16 protein-coding genes are annotated in these 17,525 nt (G+C 60.1%); 7 read left to right on the top strand and 9 right to left on the bottom strand.

Annotated features, from left to right (window positions below):
- Positions 1-23: 23 nt before the first annotated feature.
- Positions 24-1,406 carry a cysteine--tRNA ligase gene (gene cysS, locus AC19YY_RS21525; RefSeq protein WP_169954356.1) on the top strand — a complete coding sequence of 461 codons (1,383 nt, stop codon included), beginning with the start codon at positions 24-26 and terminating at the stop codon, positions 1,404-1,406.
- 73 nt (positions 1,407-1,479) lie between these two features.
- On the opposite strand, the gene AC19YY_RS21530 is transcribed toward cysS, so the two are convergent.
- From AC19YY_RS21530 to AC19YY_RS21540, 3 genes are all read right to left on the bottom strand, one after another.
- Positions 1,480-2,028, bottom strand: a complete 549-nt coding sequence (locus AC19YY_RS21530; protein ID WP_500604834.1) for a dihydrofolate reductase family protein — start codon at positions 2,026-2,028, stop codon at positions 1,480-1,482.
- Between the two features lie 227 nt (positions 2,029-2,255).
- A complete protein-coding gene (locus AC19YY_RS21535; RefSeq protein WP_170057961.1) occupies positions 2,256-2,615 on the bottom strand; it encodes a DUF6124 family protein in 360 nt (119 codons plus the stop codon).
- A 322-nt stretch (positions 2,616-2,937) separates the two neighbouring features.
- The gene (locus tag AC19YY_RS21540) at positions 2,938-4,758 is read right to left on the bottom strand and encodes a sigma-54-dependent Fis family transcriptional regulator (RefSeq protein ID WP_500604835.1); all 1,821 of its coding nucleotides are present in this window, start codon (positions 4,756-4,758) and stop codon (positions 2,938-2,940) included.
- A 328-nt stretch (positions 4,759-5,086) separates the two neighbouring features.
- Between AC19YY_RS21540 and AC19YY_RS21545 the strand changes: the two genes are divergently transcribed.
- From AC19YY_RS21545 to AC19YY_RS21570, 6 genes are read left to right on the top strand one after another with little or no spacing between them, the layout of a single operon-like run.
- Positions 5,087-6,181: an ABC transporter ATP-binding protein gene (locus AC19YY_RS21545; RefSeq protein WP_169954354.1), complete on the top strand. Its 1,095-nt coding sequence runs from the start codon at positions 5,087-5,089 to the stop codon at positions 6,179-6,181.
- Positions 6,181-7,278 carry an ABC transporter ATP-binding protein gene (locus AC19YY_RS21550; RefSeq protein ID WP_500604836.1) on the top strand — a complete coding sequence of 366 codons (1,098 nt, stop codon included), beginning with the start codon at positions 6,181-6,183 and terminating at the stop codon, positions 7,276-7,278. Before AC19YY_RS21545 ends, AC19YY_RS21550 begins: the two co-directional genes overlap by 1 nt.
- Entirely contained in the window at positions 7,275-8,141 is an 867-nt protein-coding gene (locus AC19YY_RS21555) for a carbohydrate ABC transporter permease (protein WP_500604837.1), read from the top strand. Before AC19YY_RS21550 ends, AC19YY_RS21555 begins: the two co-directional genes overlap by 4 nt.
- Before the next feature lie 10 nt (positions 8,142-8,151).
- Entirely contained in the window at positions 8,152-8,952 is an 801-nt protein-coding gene (locus tag AC19YY_RS21560; RefSeq protein ID WP_017735079.1) for a carbohydrate ABC transporter permease, read from the top strand.
- A gap of 10 nt (positions 8,953-8,962) precedes the next feature.
- On the top strand, positions 8,963-9,235 hold the full coding sequence (locus AC19YY_RS21565) for a DUF2160 domain-containing protein (protein WP_029293327.1): 273 nt from the start codon (positions 8,963-8,965) through the stop codon (positions 9,233-9,235).
- A 38-nt stretch (positions 9,236-9,273) separates the two neighbouring features.
- Positions 9,274-11,016: an ABC transporter substrate-binding protein gene (locus tag AC19YY_RS21570; RefSeq protein WP_169954352.1), complete on the top strand. Its 1,743-nt coding sequence runs from the start codon at positions 9,274-9,276 to the stop codon at positions 11,014-11,016.
- A 233-nt stretch (positions 11,017-11,249) separates the two neighbouring features.
- On the opposite strand, the gene nuoN is transcribed toward AC19YY_RS21570, so the two are convergent.
- The 6 genes from nuoN to nuoI are packed head-to-tail and all read right to left on the bottom strand — an operon-like array spanning position 11,250 to position 17,515.
- Entirely contained in the window at positions 11,250-12,713 is a 1,464-nt protein-coding gene (gene nuoN / locus AC19YY_RS21575; protein ID WP_029293335.1) for an NADH-quinone oxidoreductase subunit NuoN, read from the bottom strand.
- Positions 12,714-12,720: 7 nt separating this feature from the next.
- Positions 12,721-14,253, bottom strand: a complete 1,533-nt coding sequence (gene nuoM, locus AC19YY_RS21580; RefSeq protein WP_029293337.1) for an NADH-quinone oxidoreductase subunit M — start codon at positions 14,251-14,253, stop codon at positions 12,721-12,723.
- A gap of 39 nt (positions 14,254-14,292) precedes the next feature.
- Positions 14,293-16,146, bottom strand: coding sequence for an NADH-quinone oxidoreductase subunit L (nuoL, locus tag AC19YY_RS21585; RefSeq protein ID WP_500604838.1), 1,854 nt, complete (start codon positions 16,144-16,146; stop codon positions 14,293-14,295).
- On the bottom strand, positions 16,143-16,451 hold the full coding sequence (nuoK, locus tag AC19YY_RS21590; RefSeq protein WP_003219560.1) for an NADH-quinone oxidoreductase subunit NuoK: 309 nt from the start codon (positions 16,449-16,451) through the stop codon (positions 16,143-16,145). The genes nuoL and nuoK overlap by 4 nt, the downstream gene beginning before the upstream one ends.
- A 2-nt stretch (positions 16,452-16,453) precedes the next feature.
- A complete protein-coding gene (gene nuoJ, locus AC19YY_RS21595; protein ID WP_017476146.1) occupies positions 16,454-16,957 on the bottom strand; it encodes an NADH-quinone oxidoreductase subunit J in 504 nt (167 codons plus the stop codon).
- A gap of 9 nt (positions 16,958-16,966) precedes the next feature.
- Positions 16,967-17,515, bottom strand: a complete 549-nt coding sequence (gene nuoI / locus AC19YY_RS21600; protein WP_003174725.1) for an NADH-quinone oxidoreductase subunit NuoI — start codon at positions 17,513-17,515, stop codon at positions 16,967-16,969.
- Positions 17,516-17,525 lie beyond the last annotated feature (10 nt).

Genomic DNA, 17,525 nt, shown 5'->3' on the forward strand with positions numbered 1-17,525 from the left:
GCATAGAGAGAAAAGGAAGCATCGTGCTAACGATCTACAACACGCTGAGCAAAACCAAAGAAGTCTTCAAGCCGCTGGATGGCAACAAGGTGCGCATGTACGTGTGCGGCATGACCGTGTACGACTACTGCCACATCGGCCACGGCCGCAGCATGGTTGCCTTCGACCTGGTGACCCGCTGGTTGCGTTTCAGCGGCTACGACTTGACCTATGTGCGCAACATCACCGATATCGACGACAAGATCATCAATCGCGCCAATGAAAACGGCGAGTCGTTCGACGCGCTGACCGAGCGCATGATCGCCGCGATGCACGAGGACGAGGCGCGCCTCAACATCCTCAAGCCGGACATGGAACCGCGCGCCACGGACCACATCCCGGGCATGCACGCGATGATCCAGACCTTGATCGACAAGGGCTATGCCTACGCCCCGGGTAATGGCGACGTGTACTACCGCGTCGCCAAGTTCATGGGCTACGGCAAGCTGTCGCGCAAGAAAATCGAAGACCTGCGCATCGGCGCCCGCATCGAAGTCGATGAAGCCAAGCAAGACCCGCTGGACTTCGTGCTGTGGAAAGGCACCAAGCCTGGCGAGCCGAGCTGGGAGTCGCCATGGGGCGCCGGGCGTCCGGGCTGGCACATCGAATGCTCGGTGATGTCCACCTGCTGCCTGGGCGAGACTTTCGACATTCATGGCGGCGGCAGCGATCTTGAGTTCCCGCACCACGAAAACGAAATCGCCCAAAGCGAAGCGGCCACCGGCAAGACCTACGCCAACGCGTGGATGCATTGCGGCATGATTCGCATCAATGGCGAGAAGATGTCCAAGTCCTTGAACAACTTCTTCACCATCCGCGACGTGCTGGAAAAGTACCACCCAGAGGTTGTGCGTTACCTGCTGGTATCCAGCCATTACCGCAGCGCCATCAACTACTCGGAAGACAACCTCAAGGACGCCAAGGGCGCCCTGGAGCGGTTCTACCACGCATTGAAAGGCCTGCCGGTTGTGGCGCCGGCCGGTGGCGAGGCGTTTGTCGAGCGCTTCACCACGGTGATGAACGATGACTTCGGCACCCCCGAAGCCTGCGCCGTGCTGTTCGAGATGGTCCGCGAGATCAACCGCCTGCGTGAGAGCGATCTCACCGCTGCGGCCGGCCTGGCGGCCCGTCTCAAGGAACTGGCGAGCGTGCTGGGCGTGCTGCAAATGGAAGCCGACGACTTTCTGCAAGCCGGCGCCGAAGGGCGTGTGGATGCAGCCGAAGTCGACGCACTGATCCAGGCCCGCCTGAATGCCCGTGCCAACAAGGACTGGGCAGAATCCGACCGCATCCGCGACCAACTCACCGCCATGGGCGTGGTGTTGGAAGACGGCAAGGGCGGGACGACGTGGCGCTTGGCTGACTGACGGCTGATGGCTGCACGCTGAATAAAAACGCCCCGACTGGTTCGGGGCGTTTTTGTGTGTGCTGGTTTATCAGTCAACGGTGCTCAACTGCATACCGGCTCTGGACAAAGCCATTGTCCGAGGCGCAGGTATCGATGTGGCGAAGGTCATATTCACGACCGTCTTGACTGAACAAGGGAACCCCCTGGCCCAGCAGGATCGGGATGCGAGTGATGATCAACTCATTGAGCAGGCCTGCTTCAAGAAATGCCTGGATGGTCTGGCCACCATCGATATACAGATGCTTCATACCGCGCTCGGCAAGCTGTTCGACGAGTGTGCTCACATCGACGGCCAGCACTTCTACCTTGCCCTGGAGGTGCACAGGAATCTCCAAGGTCTTGTGAGAAAGCGCAATGACCGGCGTGCCCTCATAGGGCCACTCGGGAAAGGACAGTACTTTATCCAGGGTTTTGCGTCCCATGACCAACGCGTCAACCGTTGCGATGAAGCTGTCATACGTGATGCCGTTCAAGCCCGAACTTTCATATTTCGGTCGGTGCAACCACTCAATATCACCGTCCGGGCGGGCAATAAAACCGTCGATACTTGCCGCGATAAAGACGGAACATTTGATCTTCATGGGTGGTAACACTCCTTTTTTACCAAGTGGAATCAGGAAGGTATCACTTTGACGCCTACAAACGGCGGCGGATGGCGCAACGACAGGGCGGTTGGCCGACTGATGGCTCACACTGAATAAAAACGCCCCGCCTGGTTCGGAGCGTTTTTGTGCGTGCTGGTTTGAAAATCAGCACCGCTCAACTGTAGGAGCTGGCTTGCCAGCGATGGCGGACCGGCGATTGCAGACTAATCTGGATGGTGAGTCGGCCTTCCTCTTTCTTGCTCTGTTCCATATTGAACGACGGCGTTGTTTACCAATAGCTCAACGCCTTCGAGCATCCGACAAATTCCTAGTGCCACACGCCGTGCAGTGCCGTCTACTTCAAAAGCCAAATGGGTTGCTAATACTTGAAGCGATGCAAGGTCTTCCGAAGCGTTAATCAACAACACCTCTGCATCTAACCCTTCGCGCACGGTGAAAAGGCGGTGATCTTCAGCAGGCCGCTTGGTTTCGGCAGGAGGGTTCAGGTAGTAGTCAATCGCTCGTTGAGCAGCCCCCTGAAGCGAGGTTGAGTCTAACGGCGGGTTTGGACTGTGTTTGATCATGGTAAAGCTCCCAGAGTTATGGAGCCGCTACCCATCGCTGCGAAACGATACCCGGGTGGCAGCTGTACGCAGGTTCGCAGACCGGGACTCTAGGAACCCGGCATACCCAAAGGTATCCCGCGCACAGCCGCCATAACATCAGGCATAAAAAAGCGCCCGTTATCTTATGGTGGACGCTGTGCGTCTAGAGTTTAACCGGGCTGCGAAACCCGGTCGCTGAATTTGCAGCGACTGCCGAAGATTATTGGGGCATCTTCCGAGCAGCAACCCTAAAACGCTGTCGGATAAATCTGAGGGTAGATGCATGTTGGGGCGGTTACCGTTACGTAGCGGCGCGCAACCGCTTGTATAGCGTATTGCGGCTAACCCCCAGCTCCCGCGCCAGATGGGAGATATTGCCGCCGACCGCTGCCAGTCTTTGCTGAAGGTTTTGCCTATCGTCCAGATCGCCCATCACCACCGGCTTGCTGGGTGAGGCGTGCCCCAGGTCGACAAAAAAATCATCCGGCAGGTGCTCGGGGCGGATCGGGTGGTCTTCGGCCATGGCCAGTGCCACCTGCATCACGCTGCTGACCTGGCGCAGGTTGCCCGGCCAGGGATGTTGCTCGAACAATCCCAGCACTTCGGCGCTGAGCCCGGCCCACTGCGTGGGTTCGCGGTGCTGTTGCCACAGTTGCTTGAACAGCGCCTGCTTGTCACTGCGCTCGCGCAGGGGCGGCAGCTCCAGGGTCAGGCCGCCGATGCGGTAGTACAAATCCTCGCGAAACCGTCCGAGCTGCACCTGTTCGCGTAGCGAACGGTTGGTGGCCGAGATAATGCGCAGGTCCACGGGGAACAATTCGCTGCTGCCCACCGGTTGCACGCAACGCTCCTGTAAGACCCGCAGCAACCGGGCCTGGGTAGGCAGGGGCATGTCGCCGATTTCATCGAGAAACAGTGTGCCTTTGTCCGCCTTGCGGATCAGGCCGATGCTGCCTTTTTGATTGGCGCCGGTGAACGCGCCTTTTTCGTAGCCAAACAGTTCCGATTCCACCAGCTCCGCCGGAATCGCCGCACAGTTGACCGCGATAAATGCCTGCTGGCTGCGGGAACTGGCCTGGTGCAGGGCTTTGACGAAGACTTCCTTGCCTACGCCGGTTTCGCCGTGGATCAGCAGCGGGATGTCTTTTTCCAGCAGACGCTCGGCCTGGCGCACGGCTTTTTCCACGCGGCTGTCGCCAAAGTGCAGGGTCTTGAGGCCGATGGGCGCGGGGGCTGGTTCACTAAAGACCCTGGCCTGCACCGGCGCCTGCCTGGGGCGTTTGAGCAGGCATTGGAAACGGTTGCGCCCGGCGGCTTGCAGGGCAAAGGGTAGGCCTTCGGGCTGGTTGAGCAGCTCCAGCAGCGAGACTTGGAACAGGCTGTCGATCATCACCCGTGACAGGCTGATGCCCAGTAGGTTGTCGGCGCGGCGGTTGGCCGACAGCACCTGGCCACTTTCATCGAAAATCAGCAGGCCGGCCCACTGGCTGTCGAGGTTGTTCAGGCCGGTATTGAACGTCAGTTGGAAGTGTTCGCCGCCAAACAGGTTGAGGATCAGGCGGTTTTCCACGGTCTGGCTCATCATCTTGACCATGCCCAGGGTGTGGGAGGGCGGCAGGTAGCTGTCGCTGGACACATCCAGTACCGCAATGATTTCGCGGTTGGCATCAAAGATCGGCGCGGCCGAACCGGTCATGAACCGGTTGGCCTTGAGGAAATGCTCGTCATGCTCGATATGCACTGCCTGGGCGCAGGCCAGCGCGGTGCCGATGGCGTTGGTGCCGGTGGCGCGCTCCATCCAACTGGCCCCGGCGCTGAAGCCACGGGCGAGCTTGGGTTCGATAAAACGCTGGGTGCCCCAGGAAGTCAGGACCTGGCCCTGATTGTCGGCGAGCATGATCAGGCAGTTGGAATTGCTGAGGATGTTCTCGTAATAGGGCAGCACTTCCTGGTGGGTGGTCTGGACTAGCGCGTGCTGGCTCTCCAGCAACTGGCTGATGCCCTCGGCGGGCAACTGGTCGAAGCTGGGGGGGCTCTGGTGATCCAGGCCAAAGGCGCGGCAGCGGCGCCAGGAGTCCTGGATGATGGTGTCGTGGGGCAAAAGCGGGGCAGGTGCGGCCATGGTGGTGACCTTCTTTTTATTGTTGTTATGAACCGTGCACCGCTCACCTTGTGGGAGCTGGCTTGCCTGCGATGGCGTCCGTGAGATCGCTATCGCAGGCAAGCCAGCTCCCACAGGTTGAACGGTTTTACTGGGCTTACTCAGTGTTGTTCAGAACTGTTCATTGTCAACCCGCTGGTTGTTCATTTGTTCAGTTGTGAATGTTCATTTCTGTTCAGCACCGAGCACTGGTTTCGCTCAAGTCGCTGGTAAATCGACACTTTTTATTATTGGCACGAAACTGGCTCTACCCCTGAAAGAACAATTCCAATAAGAAAAAGGGCGTGTCATGTCATTGACCCTGGAACATGTGACCCGTGTCGTCGAAGGCCAGACCTGGATCGATGACGCCAACCTGCGCTTTGAAGCTGGCTCTTTCAATGTGTTGCTGGGCCGTACGCTGTCCGGTAAGACCAGCCTGATGCGCCTGATGGCCGGCCTGGACAAGCCTGATGCAGGGCGCATCCTGATGAACGGCGTCGACGTCACCCATAAACCGGTGCGCTTGCGCAATGTGTCGATGGTGTACCAGCAGTTCATCAACTACCCCACCATGACCGTGTTCGAGAACATCGCCTCGCCTCTGCGCCAGGCCGGGGTGAGCAGCGAGCTGATCCACAGCAAAGTGCTGGAAACCGCGAAGATGCTGCGCATCGACAAGTTCCTGCAACGTCATCCCCTGGAGCTGTCCGGTGGCCAGCAGCAGCGCACGGCCATGGCTCGGGCGCTGGTCAAGGATGCCGAACTGATTTTGTTCGACGAGCCCCTGGTGAACCTGGACTACAAACTGCGCGAAGAGCTGCGTCAGGAAATGCGTGAGTTGTTCAAGGCCCGCAACACCATTGCCATCTATGCCACCACCGAACCCAACGAGGCACTGGCGCTGGGTGGCACCACCACCATCCTCCACGAAGGCCGGGTGATCCAGAGCGGCAAGGCCGCCGAGGTCTATCACCAACCGCAGACCGTGCTGGCCGCCGAGCTGTTTTCCGAGCCGCCGATCAACCTGATGCCGGGGCGCATCAGCGGCAACGAAGTGAGTTTCGCCAACGATGTGCACTTCCCGTTGAACGTAGACCTGCGGCCGGTCGGCGAGGGCGAGTTCCGTTTTGGCGTGCGTCCCAGCCATATCAGCCTGGTGCCCAGCAACGACGATGACCTGGAACTGGCGGTCACCGTGGAAGTTGCGGAGATCAGCGGCTCGGAAACCTTCCTGCATGTGCGCAGCGAGCATTTTTTGCTGGTGTTGCACCTACCGGGGGTACACGAGTACGACGTGGATGCGCCGATCCGCATCTACATACCGACCCATAAACTGTTTGTGTTCGATGGCCAGGGTCGTTTGGTCCAGGCTCCCGGGCGCCGTGTCGCGAGGGTTGCCTGATGGCCGAGATCCATTTGCAGAACCTGGCGCATAGCTACAGCCCTACACCCACAGGGCCTGAAGACTACGCCATTCGCGAAATGAACCACATCTGGGAGCAGGGCGGTGCCTACGCATTGCTCGGTCCTTCGGGGTGTGGCAAATCAACCCTGCTCAATATCATCTCCGGCCTGCTCAGCCCTTCGGAAGGCCAGGTGCTGTTCGACAGCAAGGTGGTGAATGACCTGACCCCGGAAAAGCGCAATATCGCCCAGGTGTTCCAGTTCCCGGTGGTCTACGACACCATGACGGTGTTCGATAACCTGGCATTCCCCCTGCGCAACCAGGGCATGGCCGAGGCGAAAGTGCACAGCAAGGTGCAGGAAATTGCCGAGGTGCTCGACCTGCAGAACCTGCTGGGTAAAAAAGCCCGCAACCTCAGTGCCGATGAAAAGCAAAAGGTCTCAATGGGCCGTGGCCTGGTGCGCGATGACGTGTCGGCGATCCTGTTCGACGAACCGCTGACGGTGATCGACCCGCACCTGAAGTGGAAACTGCGGCGCAAGCTCAAGCAGATCCATGAGCAGTTCAATATCACCATGGTCTACGTCACCCACGATCAGTTGGAGGCCTCGACCTTTGCCGACAAGATCGCGGTGATGTACGGCGGGCAGATTGTGCAGTTCGGCACGCCACGGGAATTGTTTGAGCGTCCCAGCCATACCTTTGTCGGCTATTTCATCGGCAGCCCTGGGATGAATCTGATTGAGGTGCAGGCCGATGCCGGTGGGGTGCGGTTTGCCGGGACACATCTGGCGTTGTCCGAAGTGCAGCAACGGCAGATCTCGGAAAAGGACTACAAGAAACTCCAGGTCGGCATACGTCCCGAGTTCATTCATGTGTGGGATGAGCCCAATCCCGACGCGTTGCAGGCCGAGGTCATGCATGTCGAAGACCTGGGCACCTACAAGATCCTGACCCTCAACCTCGACGGCGCGCCCTTGAAGGTGCGCCTGGCCGAAGACAAACCGGTGCCCGAAGGGCGGGCGTCGATCAGCTTCCCGGCGCAGTGGTTGATGGTGTATGCCGACGATTACCTGCTGGAGGCGCGGCCATGAACAAGGTGAAGAACAACAAGGCCTGGTGGCTGGTGTTGCCGGTGTTCCTGCTGGTGGCGTTCAGTGCGGTGATCCCGATGATGACTGTGGTCAACTATTCGGTGCAGGACATTTTCGACCAGTCCAGCCGCTATTTCGTCGGGGCCGATTGGTACAAGCAGGTATTGCTGGACCCGCGCCTGCATGACTCGCTGTTGCGCCAGTTCATCTATTCCGCGTGTGTGCTGCTGATCGAGATCCCGCTGGGCATCGCCATCGCCCTGACCATGCCCACCAAGGGCCGCTGGTCCTCCCTGGTACTGATTGTGATGGCTATCCCGCTGCTGATCCCGTGGAACGTGGTCGGCACCATCTGGCAGATTTTTGGCCGTGCCGATATCGGCCTGCTGGGGTCGAGCCTGAATGCCATGGGCATCAACTACAACTATGCCGCCAACACCATGGACGCCTGGGTCACGGTGCTGGTGATGGATGTATGGCACTGGACCTCTTTGGTGGCGCTGCTGTGCTACTCGGGGCTGCGGGCCATACCGGATGTGTACTACCAGGCTGCGCGGATTGATCGGGCATCGGCCTGGGCGGTTTTCCGACATATCCAGTTGCCGAAGATGAAGAGCGTGCTGTTGATCGCGGTGATGCTGCGCTTCATGGACAGTTTCATGATCTATACCGAGCCGTTTGTCCTGACGGGAGGCGGGCCGGGTAACGCAACGACCTTCCTCAGTCAGACCCTGACCCAGATGGCGGTAGGGCAATTCGACCTGGGGCCTGCGGCCGCGTTTTCCCTGGTGTATTTCCTGATCATCCTGTTGGTGTCCTGGCTGTTCTACACCGCCATGACCCACTCCGACGCCAACCGCTGAGGTCGCCAACATGAGCAAGCGCAAGGTCATTCCGCTGCTGATCTACATCCTGTTCCTGCTGGTGCCGATCTACTGGCTGCTGAACATGTCCTTCAAGAGCAACACCGAAATCCTCGGCGGCCTGACGCTGTTTCCGCAGGACTTCACCCTGGCCAACTACAAGGTGATCTTCACCGACCCCAGTTGGTACACCGGGTATCTGAACTCGCTGTACTACGTGAGCCTGAACACCGTGATTTCCCTGACGGTGGCACTGCCGGCGGCCTACGCGTTTTCGCGTTACCGCTTCCTGGGCGACAAGCACCTGTTCTTCTGGTTGCTGACCAACCGCATGGCGCCGCCGGCGGTGTTCCTGCTGCCGTTTTTCCAGCTGTATTCGTCCATCGGCCTGTTCGATACGCATATCGCCGTGGCCCTGGCCCACTGCCTGTTCAACGTGCCGCTGGCGGTGTGGATCCTGGAAGGCTTTATGTCCGGGGTGCCCAAGGAGATCGACGAAACGGCTTACATCGATGGCTATAGCTTTCCGAAGTTTTTCGTGAAGATCTTTATCCCGCTGATTGGCTCGGGGATCGGTGTCACGGCGTTTTTCTGCTTTATGTTTTCCTGGGTCGAACTGCTGCTGGCGCGCACCCTGACGTCCGTGAATGCCAAGCCGATTGCCGCCGTGATGACCCGCACCGTGTCCGCTTCGGGGATTGACTGGGGCGTGCTGGCGGCCGCCGGGGTGCTGACCATCCTGCCGGGCATGCTGGTGATCTGGTTTGTGCGCAACCATGTGGCCAAGGGCTTTGCCCTCGGCCGGGTCTGAGGAAACGATGATGGAATGGATGGCCTGGACCACCCCGACTGCGCTGTTTTTTGCGGCGATTGCCCTGTTGCTGGCGGGCATGACCACGTGGGAATTGCGCTCGCCGAGCATCCCTCGGCGCGGTTTGTTACCGATCAGCACCACCCGTGGTGATCGCCTGTTTATCGGTCTTCTCGGGAGCGCCTACCTGCATCTGCTGGTGATTGGCGTAACCGGCTGGAGCATCTGGGTGGCGTCCGCGCTGTCTGTGGTGTGGCTGTTGTCTGTGATGCGTTGGGGATAGCCACAGGCATCCCTTTTGATCCCAACCAGGAGGTCTCTATGTTCGATAAAAACAATAAGCTGCGACATAGCATTTCATTGGCCGCAGTCTTGGCACTCAGCGGCCTGAGTGCTGCAGCCTGGGCCGATGCCTATGAAGATGCCGCGAAAAAGTGGATCGGCAGCGAGTTCAAACCGTCCACCCTCAGCGAAGCCCAGCAACTTGAAGAGTTGAAGTGGTTTATCAAGGCCGCCGAGCCGTTTCGTGGGATGAAGATCAATGTGGTGTCGGAAACCCTCACCACCCACGAGTACGAATCCAAGGTACTGGCCAAGGCCTTCAGTGAAATCACCGGGATCAAGCTGACCCACGACCTGCTGCAGGAGGGGGACGTGGTGGAAAAACTGCAGACCCAGATGCAGTCGGACAAGAACATCTATGACGGCTGGGTCAACGATTCCGACCTGATTGGTACGCACTTTCGCTATGGCAAGACCGAATCCATCACCGACCTGATGGCCAATGAAGGCAAGGACTTCACCTCGCCGACCCTGGACCTCAAGGACTTTATCGGCATCTCGTTTACCACTGCGCCGGACGGCAAGATTTACCAGTTGCCCGACCAGCAGTTCGCCAACCTGTACTGGTTCCGCGCCGACTGGTTCGAGCGGGCCGACCTCAAGGCCAAGTTCAAGGAGAAATACGGCTATGAGCTGGGCGTGCCGGTGAACTGGTCGGCCTATGAAGATATCGCCAAGTTCTTCAGCGAAGACGTCAAGGAAATCGATGGCAAGCGCGTGTACGGCCATATGGACTACGGCAAGAAGGATCCGTCCCTGGGCTGGCGCTTTACCGATGCCTGGTTCTCCATGGCCGGAGGCGGCGACAAGGGCCTGCCCAATGGCTTGCCGGTGGACGAGTGGGGGATTCGGGTCGAGGACTGCCACCCGGTGGGTTCCAGCGTGACCCGTGGCGGCGATACCAACGGCCCGGCTGCGGTGTTTGCCACGCAGAAGTATGTCGACTGGATGCGCGCCTATGCGCCACCGGAAGCGGCGGGCATGACCTTCTCCGAGTCCGGGCCGGTGCCGTCCCAAGGCAACATCGCCCAGCAGATCTTCTGGTACACAGCCTTTACCGCCGACATGACCAAACCCGGCCTGCCAGTGATGAACGCCGATGGCACGCCGAAGTGGCGCATGGCACCGTCGCCCCGGGGTCCGTATTGGGAGGAGGGCATGAAGCTGGGGTATCAGGACGTGGGCTCCTGGACCTTCCTCAAGTCAACGCCTGAGAAGCAAAAACTGGCGGCCTGGCTGTATGCGCAGTTCGTTACGTCGAAAACCGTGTCCTTGAAGAAAACCATCGTCGGCCTGACGCCAATCCGCGAATCGGACATCAACTCCCAGGCCATGACCGACCTGGCCCCGAAACTCGGCGGCCTGGTGGAGTTCTATCGCAGCCCGGCGCGGGTGCAATGGACGCCGACCGGCACCAACGTGCCGGACTATCCACGCTTGGCCCAACTGTGGTGGAGCCACATCTCGGAAGCCGCCAGCGGCGAGAAAACCCCGCAACAGGCGCTGGATGGCCTGGCCAAGGACCAGGACGCCATCATGACGCGCCTGGAACGCTCCAAGGTGCAGCCGATCTGTGGGCCGAAGATGAACCCCGAGCGTGATGCCCAGTACTGGTTCGATCAGCCGGGCGCGCCCAAGCCGAAACTGGCGAACGAAAAGCCCAAGGGTGAAACCGTGAACTATGCCGACTTGCTCAAGTCCTGGGAGGCGGCACGTAAGTGAGGTAGGGCAGATAGCACAACGGCACCGTGAGGTGCCGTTTTTTGTGGTGTCTTTGCTGCCGCCATCGCGGGCAAGCCCGCTCCCACATTGATCCGGTTTCATCATGAGAACAGGGTCAAATGTGGGAGCGGGCTTGCCCGCGATGGCGACGCCAGTGGCACCGCACATCTGCCCCCAGGAACGCAAAACGGCACCCAAGGGTGCCGTTCTGTTTACTGCTTGAGCCTAAGCGATCAACCCGCCATCACCGCATGCTGCACCAGGGTGAGCAACGGTTGTGGGTAGACACCCAGGAAAAACGCCAGCAGGGCAATGGCCAGCAGCATCACGCCACCGGCTTTCTGTTCCCAGTGCAGCTCGGCGTCCACACGGCGCAGGTTTGGCTCGATCAGGTACAGGGTGACCATCACGCGCAGGTAGTAGAACACGCCGATGGCGCTGCCCAGTACCAGGGATGCCACCAGCCACCATTCGTGGGCTTCGACACCGGTCGCGACGATGTAGAACTTGCCGATAAAGCCTGCGGTCAGCGGGATACCAGCCAGGGACAGCATCATCACGGTCAGTACGGCGGTCAGGTACGGACGGCGCCAGAACAGGCCGCGGTATTCGTACAGGGCGTCGGCGTCACGGCCTTTGTAAGGCGAGGACATCAGGGTGATCACGCCGAACGCGCCGAGGCTGGTGATCACGTAGGTGACCAGGTACACGCCGATGGCTTCCACCGCCAGGCCCTTGCTCGCCACCAGAGCGATCAGCAGGTAGCCGAAGTGCGCGATGGACGAGTAACCCAGCAGACGCTTGAGGTTGTTCTGGGTCAGGGCCAGCAGGTTACCGAACAGGATCGAAGCAATGGCGATCACGGTCAGTACGTCGCTCAGCACACCGGTGTTGGCGGCGGGGGAGATCTGGAACAGACGCACCATCACCGCAAACACTGCAACCTTCGACGCGGTAGCCAGGAACGCGGCTACCGGCGCCGGGGCGCCTTCGTACACGTCCGGGGTCCACAGGTGGAAGGGTACCAGCGACAGCTTGAACGCCAGGCCGATCAGCATCATGGCCAGGCCCAGTTGGGCGATTGGCGCAGGCATGCTGGTGGTGGCCAGGGCGTGACCGATACCGCTGAAGCTCAGGCTGCCGGCTTCGGCGTAGAGCAAGGCCATACCGAACAACAGGAACGCGGAACCTGCGGCCGACAGCACCATGTACTTGATGCCGGCTTCCAGGGAGCGCTTGTTGAAGAAGGCGTAGGCCACCAGGCCGTAGGTCGGGATCGACAGCAGTTCCAGGCCGATGAACAAGCCGGCCAGGTGCTGCGCGCTGACCAGCACGATACCGCCGGCCGCAGCCAGCAGGATCAGCAGGTACAGCTCTTCGCGGTTGCCCGGGTAGCCGGTGCCGCCTTCGCCGAGGTAGGCGTGGGCGAGGGTGACGCAGGCCAGTGTCGCAACCAGGATCAACGCGGTGTACAGCAGCGCGAAGTCATCGATCATGACCAGCGGGGTCACCGCCAGCGGGGCTACCTTGAGTGCCGGGATAATCGACAGCAAGGCCAGGTTCAGGCCTGCGGTGGACAGCAGGAACGTCTGTGAGTGATTGCGGCGCCAGGCGATTGCCAGCATCACCACCACAATGGTGAGGCTGGTAATCAGCAGCGGCGCAAGCGCGATAAAGTGTTGGATCGTGAATTCCATAGCGCTCTTACCGGGCCGAAGCGAGTTGAGTGAAGGCGGTGCTCAACCACTGCTGCACGCCATGCATCGTGGCGGCAGAGGTGTCGAGGAACGGTTGCGGATACACGCCGATATACACCAGCAATACCGCAAGGCCGAGCACCATGATCAGTTCGCGAGCATCCATCCCTTTGAGGACAGCGTCCGACTTGGTCGGGCCGAAGTAGGCACGGTGGATCATGATCAGCGAGTACACCGAACCGAACACCAGGCCGGAGGTGGCGATCGCGGTGATCCATGGCGCACTGACGAAGCTGCCCATCAGGATCAGGAACTCACCGACGAAGTTACCGGTGCCCGGCAAGCCCAGGGAGGCGGCTGCAAAGAACAGGCTGATCGCCGGCAAGTAGGCGATACGCGACCAGATGCCGCCCATTTCACGCATGTCACGGGTGTGCAGGCGCTCGTACAGTTGGCCACTGAGGATAAACAGTGCGGCTGCCGAAACACCGTGAGCCAGCATCTGGATCACCGCGCCTTGCAACGCCAGTTGGCTGCCGGAGTAGATGCCGATCAGTACGAAACCCATGTGGGAAACGGACGAGAAGGCAATCAGGCGCTTGATGTCGGTTTGGGCGAAGGCGAGGAACGCACCGTAGAAGATCCCGATCAGGCCCAGGGTCATGGCAATCGGCGCGAACTCGGCCGAAGCATTCGGGAACAGCGGCAGGGCGAAACGCAGCAGGCCATAGGCCGCCGTCTTCAACAGGATACCGGCCAGGTCCACGGAACCTGCGGTGGGCGCCTGGGCGTGAGCGTCAGGCAACCAGGAGTGGAACGGCACCACCGGCAGTTTCACCGCGAAGGCGATGAAGAAACCGAGCATGAGGATGTACTCGGTGGTCATCGACATCTTGGTTTTCAACAGGTCGGCGTAGTTGAAGGTAATCACGCCGGTGTTGTTGAAGTTGACCAGGACCAGGCCCAGGATCGCCACCAACATGATCAGGCCGGAAGCCTGGGTGAAGATGAAGAACTTGGTCGCCGCGTAGATCCGGGTTTTCTTGCCGTCCGAAGAACTGTGACCCCAGAGCGCGATGAGGAAGTACATCGGCACCAGCATCATTTCCCAGAAGAAGAAGAACATGAACAGGTCCAGCGCAAGGAACACGCCGACAACGCCGCCCAGGATCCACATCAGGTTCAGGTGGAAGAAGCCCACGTGACGCTCGATTTCTTTCCAGGAGCAGAGTACCGAGAGGATACCCAGCAGGCCGGTCAGCAGGATCATCAACAGCGACAGGCCATCGAGGGCCAGGTGCACGTTGATGCCGAAGCGTTCGATCCAGACGTGCTTGAATTCAAGCGCGAAGGTTGGATCGACACCCGGTGCCGGAGCAAATGAATAGTCGCCATGGGCCCACAGCCAGAGGCCGAGTGCGAGTTCCAGGGACATGGTCAGCAACGCAATCCAGCGGGGCAGGGTAGCGCCGAAGCGCTCGCCCATCCAGCAGAGCAGGCCGCCGATAAAGGGGATCAGGATTAGCCAGGGCAGAATCATGACGGGCTCGTTTCCTTTCGCAAGTTCGCAAAGTTCATATCAGACCGCTACCACTACGATGGCGCCGATCACCAACACGGCACCGGCCGCCATGGAAGCTGCATACCAACGCAATTGGCCGGTCTCGGTGCGGCTCAGGGCGGTGTGACCGGCCTTGGCGGCACGCGGGATCAAACCGATGGTCTGGTCGAGCGGGTCTTTGCGCAGTACATGGCTGATCGCAAGGTAAGGCTTGACGAACAGTTTGTCGTAGATCCAGTCGAAGCCCCAGGCGGCGAACCACCAGGCCGAAAGGAAGCGGCCAATGCCACTGTTGGCCACGGCGGTCACGAAGCGACGCTTGCCGAGGAACAACATGGCCGCCAGCAGGATACCGGCGATGGCGATGGCGCCCGAGGCGATTTCCAGGCTGTGCTTGGCGTCGCCGCCGGCATGCCCGACGCTTTGTGGCAGTACGCCAGCCAGTGGCGGAGTGATCATGGCGCCGACGAAGGTCGACAGGATGATCAGCACCGACAGCGGCAGCCAGTGGGAAATGCCGTGGCCTGCGTGGGCTTCGGTCTTGGCTTCACCATGGAATGTGATGAAGATCAGGCGGAAGGTGTACAGCGAGGTCATGAATGCGCCAACCAGGCCGGCGTACAGCAGGCCCTGGTTACCGCTGGCAAAGGCTTCCCAGAGGATTTCGTCTTTGGAGTAGAAACCTGCGGTCACCAGTGGCAGGGCTGCCAGCGCGGCACCACCGACGATGAAGCTGGCGTAGGCCAACGGCAGTTTCTTCCACAGGCCGCCCATCTTGAAGATGTTCTGCTCGTGGTGGCAGGCAACGATCACCGCACCGGACGCAAGGAACAGCAGGGCCTTGAAGAAGGCGTGGGTCATCAGGTGGAAGATCGCGCCGTCCCAGGCGCCGACGCCCAGGGCCAGGAACATGTAGCCGATCTGGCTCATGGTCGAGTAGGCGAGGATCCGCTTGATGTCGGTCTGCACCAGCGCGGCGAAGCCGGCCAGCACCAGGGTCACGCCGCCCACCAGGCCCACCAGGTGCAGGATTTCCGGCGCCAGGGTGAACAGGCCGTGGGTACGGGCGATCAGGTAGACACCGGCGGTCACCATGGTGGCGGCGTGGATCAGTGCCGACACCGGGGTAGGACCGGCCATGGCGTCTGCCAGCCAGGTTTGCAGTGGCAGTTGCGCCGATTTACCGACAGCGCCGCCCAGCAGCATCAGGGTCGCCAGGGTGATCCAGAAGTCGCCGACCTGGAATTTCTGCGGTGCCAGCACCAGCAGTTCCTGGATGTTCAGCGTGCCCACCTGTTGGAACAGGATGAACAGGCCGATGGCCATGAACACGTCGCCGATCCGGGTCACGACAAAGGCCTTGAGGGCCGCGTTCCCGTTGTTGCGGTTGCTGTAGTAGAAACCGATCAACAGGTACGAGCACAGGCCCACGCCTTCCCAGCCGAAGTACAGGAACAACAGGTTATCGCCCAGCACCAGGAACAGCATGCTGGCGATAAACAGGTTGGTGTAGGCGAAGAAGCGCGAATAACCGGCCTCACCGCGCATGTACCAAGACGCGAACAGGTGGATCAGGAAACCCACGCCCACCACCACGCCGAGCATGGTGATCGACAGGCCGTCGACGTAGAGGGCGAAGTTAGGCTTGAAGCCCTCGACCGCCATCCATTGCCACAGCACCAGGGTGTAGTGACCGGCTTCGGGCGGCGCCACGTTGAACTGCCAGATGACGTAGGCGGCGACAATCGCCGACAGGCCAATGGAACCCACGCCGACCAGGGCCGAGAGGTTTTCCGACCAGCGTCCACGGGAGAACGACAGCAGCAGGAAACCGATCAGGGGAAATACGAAAGTCAGAAAGATCATGTTCATCCGCGCATCTCACTGGCAGCGTCGATATCAAGCGTGTGGAAGCGACGATACAGTTGCAACAGGATCGCCAGGCCAATACTGGCCTCGGCAGCTGCCAGGCTGATCACCAGGATGAACATTACTTGCCCATCCGGCTGGCCCCAACGGCTGCCCGCCACGATGAAGGCCAGTGCGGCAGCGTTCATCATGATTTCCAGGCTCATCAACACGAACAGAATGTTGCGGCGAACCATCAGGCCGACCAGGCCAAGGCAGAACAGGATGCCGGCGACCGCCAGACCATGCTCCAAAGGGATAGCAGGCATCGTCATTGCTCCTTGGCTTCGTTGCGGCCCAAGTGGAAGGCGGTGATGGCTGCCGCGAGCAGCAGCATCGAAGCCAGTTCGACCACCAGCAGGTACGGGCCAAACAGGCTGATGCCCACGGCCTTGGCGTCTACGGTGGTGTGGCCGATGGCCTGGCCGCTCTGGTGAGCGAACAGCACATACAGCAGTTCAGCCAGCAGCAGCGCTGCCAGGATCACCGGGCCGAGCCAGATGCCGGGCTTGAGCCAGACGCGCTCCTGGGCGACCGAAGCCGGCCCCAGGTTGAGCATCATCACCACAAACACGAACAGCACCATGATGGCGCCAGCGTAGGCGATCACTTCCAGCACACCGGCGAACGGTGCGCCGAGGCTGAAAAAGGTCATGGCCACGGCGATCAGCGAAATGATCAGGTAGAGCAGGGCGTGCACGGGGTTGGTGTTGGTGATCACGCGAAGCGTGGACACCACTGCAATACCCGATGCGAAATAGAAAGCGAATTCCATCTTTCTTCCTTAAGGCAGCAAGCTCTTCACGTTGATCGGCTCGGCTTCGTTTTGTGCGGCGCCTTTCGGCTTACCGGCAACGGCCATACCTGCAACACGATAGAAGTTGTAATCAGGGTTTTTACCGGGACCAGAGATCAGCAGATCTTCTTTCTCGTACACCAGGTCCTGACGTTTGAACTCGGCCATCTCGAAATCCGGTGTCAGCTGGATCGCGGTGGTCGGGCAAGCTTCCTCGCAGAGGCCGCAGAAAATGCAGCGCGAGAAGTTGATGCGGAAGAAGTCCGGGTACCAGCGACCGTCTTCGGTTTCAGCTTTCTGCAGGGAGATACAGCCCACCGGGCACGCCACGGCGCACAGGTTGCAGGCTACGCAACGCTCTTCGCCATCGGGGTCGCGGGTCAGTACGATCCGGCCGCGATAGCGCGGCGGCAGGTACACCGCTTCTTCCGGGTATTGCAGGGTGTCGCGTTTGCGAAAGCCGTGACCGAACACCATCACCAGGCTTCGCAACTGGGTACCGGTACCCTTAACGATGTCGCCAATATATTTGAACATGGGTCAAATC

The organism is Pseudomonas sp. MF09156, from assembly GCF_059862305.1.

Excerpts from the sequence above, each read along its gene's own strand:
- AC19YY_RS21555 (WP_500604837.1), top strand. The coding sequence starts at position 7,275 with ATGAACAAGGTGAAGAACAACAAGGCCTGGTGGCTGGTGTTGCCGGTG.
- AC19YY_RS21565 (WP_029293327.1), top strand. The coding sequence starts at position 8,963 with ATGGAATGGATGGCCTGGACCACCCCGACTGCGCTGTTTTTTGCGGCG.
- nuoI (WP_003174725.1), bottom strand. The coding sequence starts at position 17,515 with ATGTTCAAATATATTGGCGACATCGTTAAGGGTACCGGTACCCAGTTG.
- AC19YY_RS21535 (WP_170057961.1), bottom strand. The coding sequence starts at position 2,615 with ATGATCAAACACAGTCCAAACCCGCCGTTAGACTCAACCTCGCTTCAG.
- nuoN (WP_029293335.1), bottom strand. The coding sequence starts at position 12,713 with ATGGAATTCACGATCCAACACTTTATCGCGCTTGCGCCGCTGCTGATT.
- nuoJ (WP_017476146.1), bottom strand. The coding sequence starts at position 16,957 with ATGGAATTCGCTTTCTATTTCGCATCGGGTATTGCAGTGGTGTCCACG.
- AC19YY_RS21550 (WP_500604836.1), top strand. The coding sequence starts at position 6,181 with ATGGCCGAGATCCATTTGCAGAACCTGGCGCATAGCTACAGCCCTACA.
- nuoK (WP_003219560.1), bottom strand. The coding sequence starts at position 16,451 with ATGCCTGCTATCCCTTTGGAGCATGGTCTGGCGGTCGCCGGCATCCTG.
- AC19YY_RS21545 (WP_169954354.1), top strand. The coding sequence starts at position 5,087 with ATGTCATTGACCCTGGAACATGTGACCCGTGTCGTCGAAGGCCAGACC.
- AC19YY_RS21570 (WP_169954352.1), top strand. The coding sequence starts at position 9,274 with ATGTTCGATAAAAACAATAAGCTGCGACATAGCATTTCATTGGCCGCA.
- nuoM (WP_029293337.1), bottom strand. The coding sequence starts at position 14,253 with ATGATTCTGCCCTGGCTAATCCTGATCCCCTTTATCGGCGGCCTGCTC.
- AC19YY_RS21530 (WP_500604834.1), bottom strand. The coding sequence starts at position 2,028 with ATGAAGATCAAATGTTCCGTCTTTATCGCGGCAAGTATCGACGGTTTT.
- AC19YY_RS21540 (WP_500604835.1), bottom strand. The coding sequence starts at position 4,758 with ATGGCCGCACCTGCCCCGCTTTTGCCCCACGACACCATCATCCAGGAC.
- AC19YY_RS21560 (WP_017735079.1), top strand. The coding sequence starts at position 8,152 with ATGAGCAAGCGCAAGGTCATTCCGCTGCTGATCTACATCCTGTTCCTG.
- nuoL (WP_500604838.1), bottom strand. The coding sequence starts at position 16,146 with ATGAACATGATCTTTCTGACTTTCGTATTTCCCCTGATCGGTTTCCTG.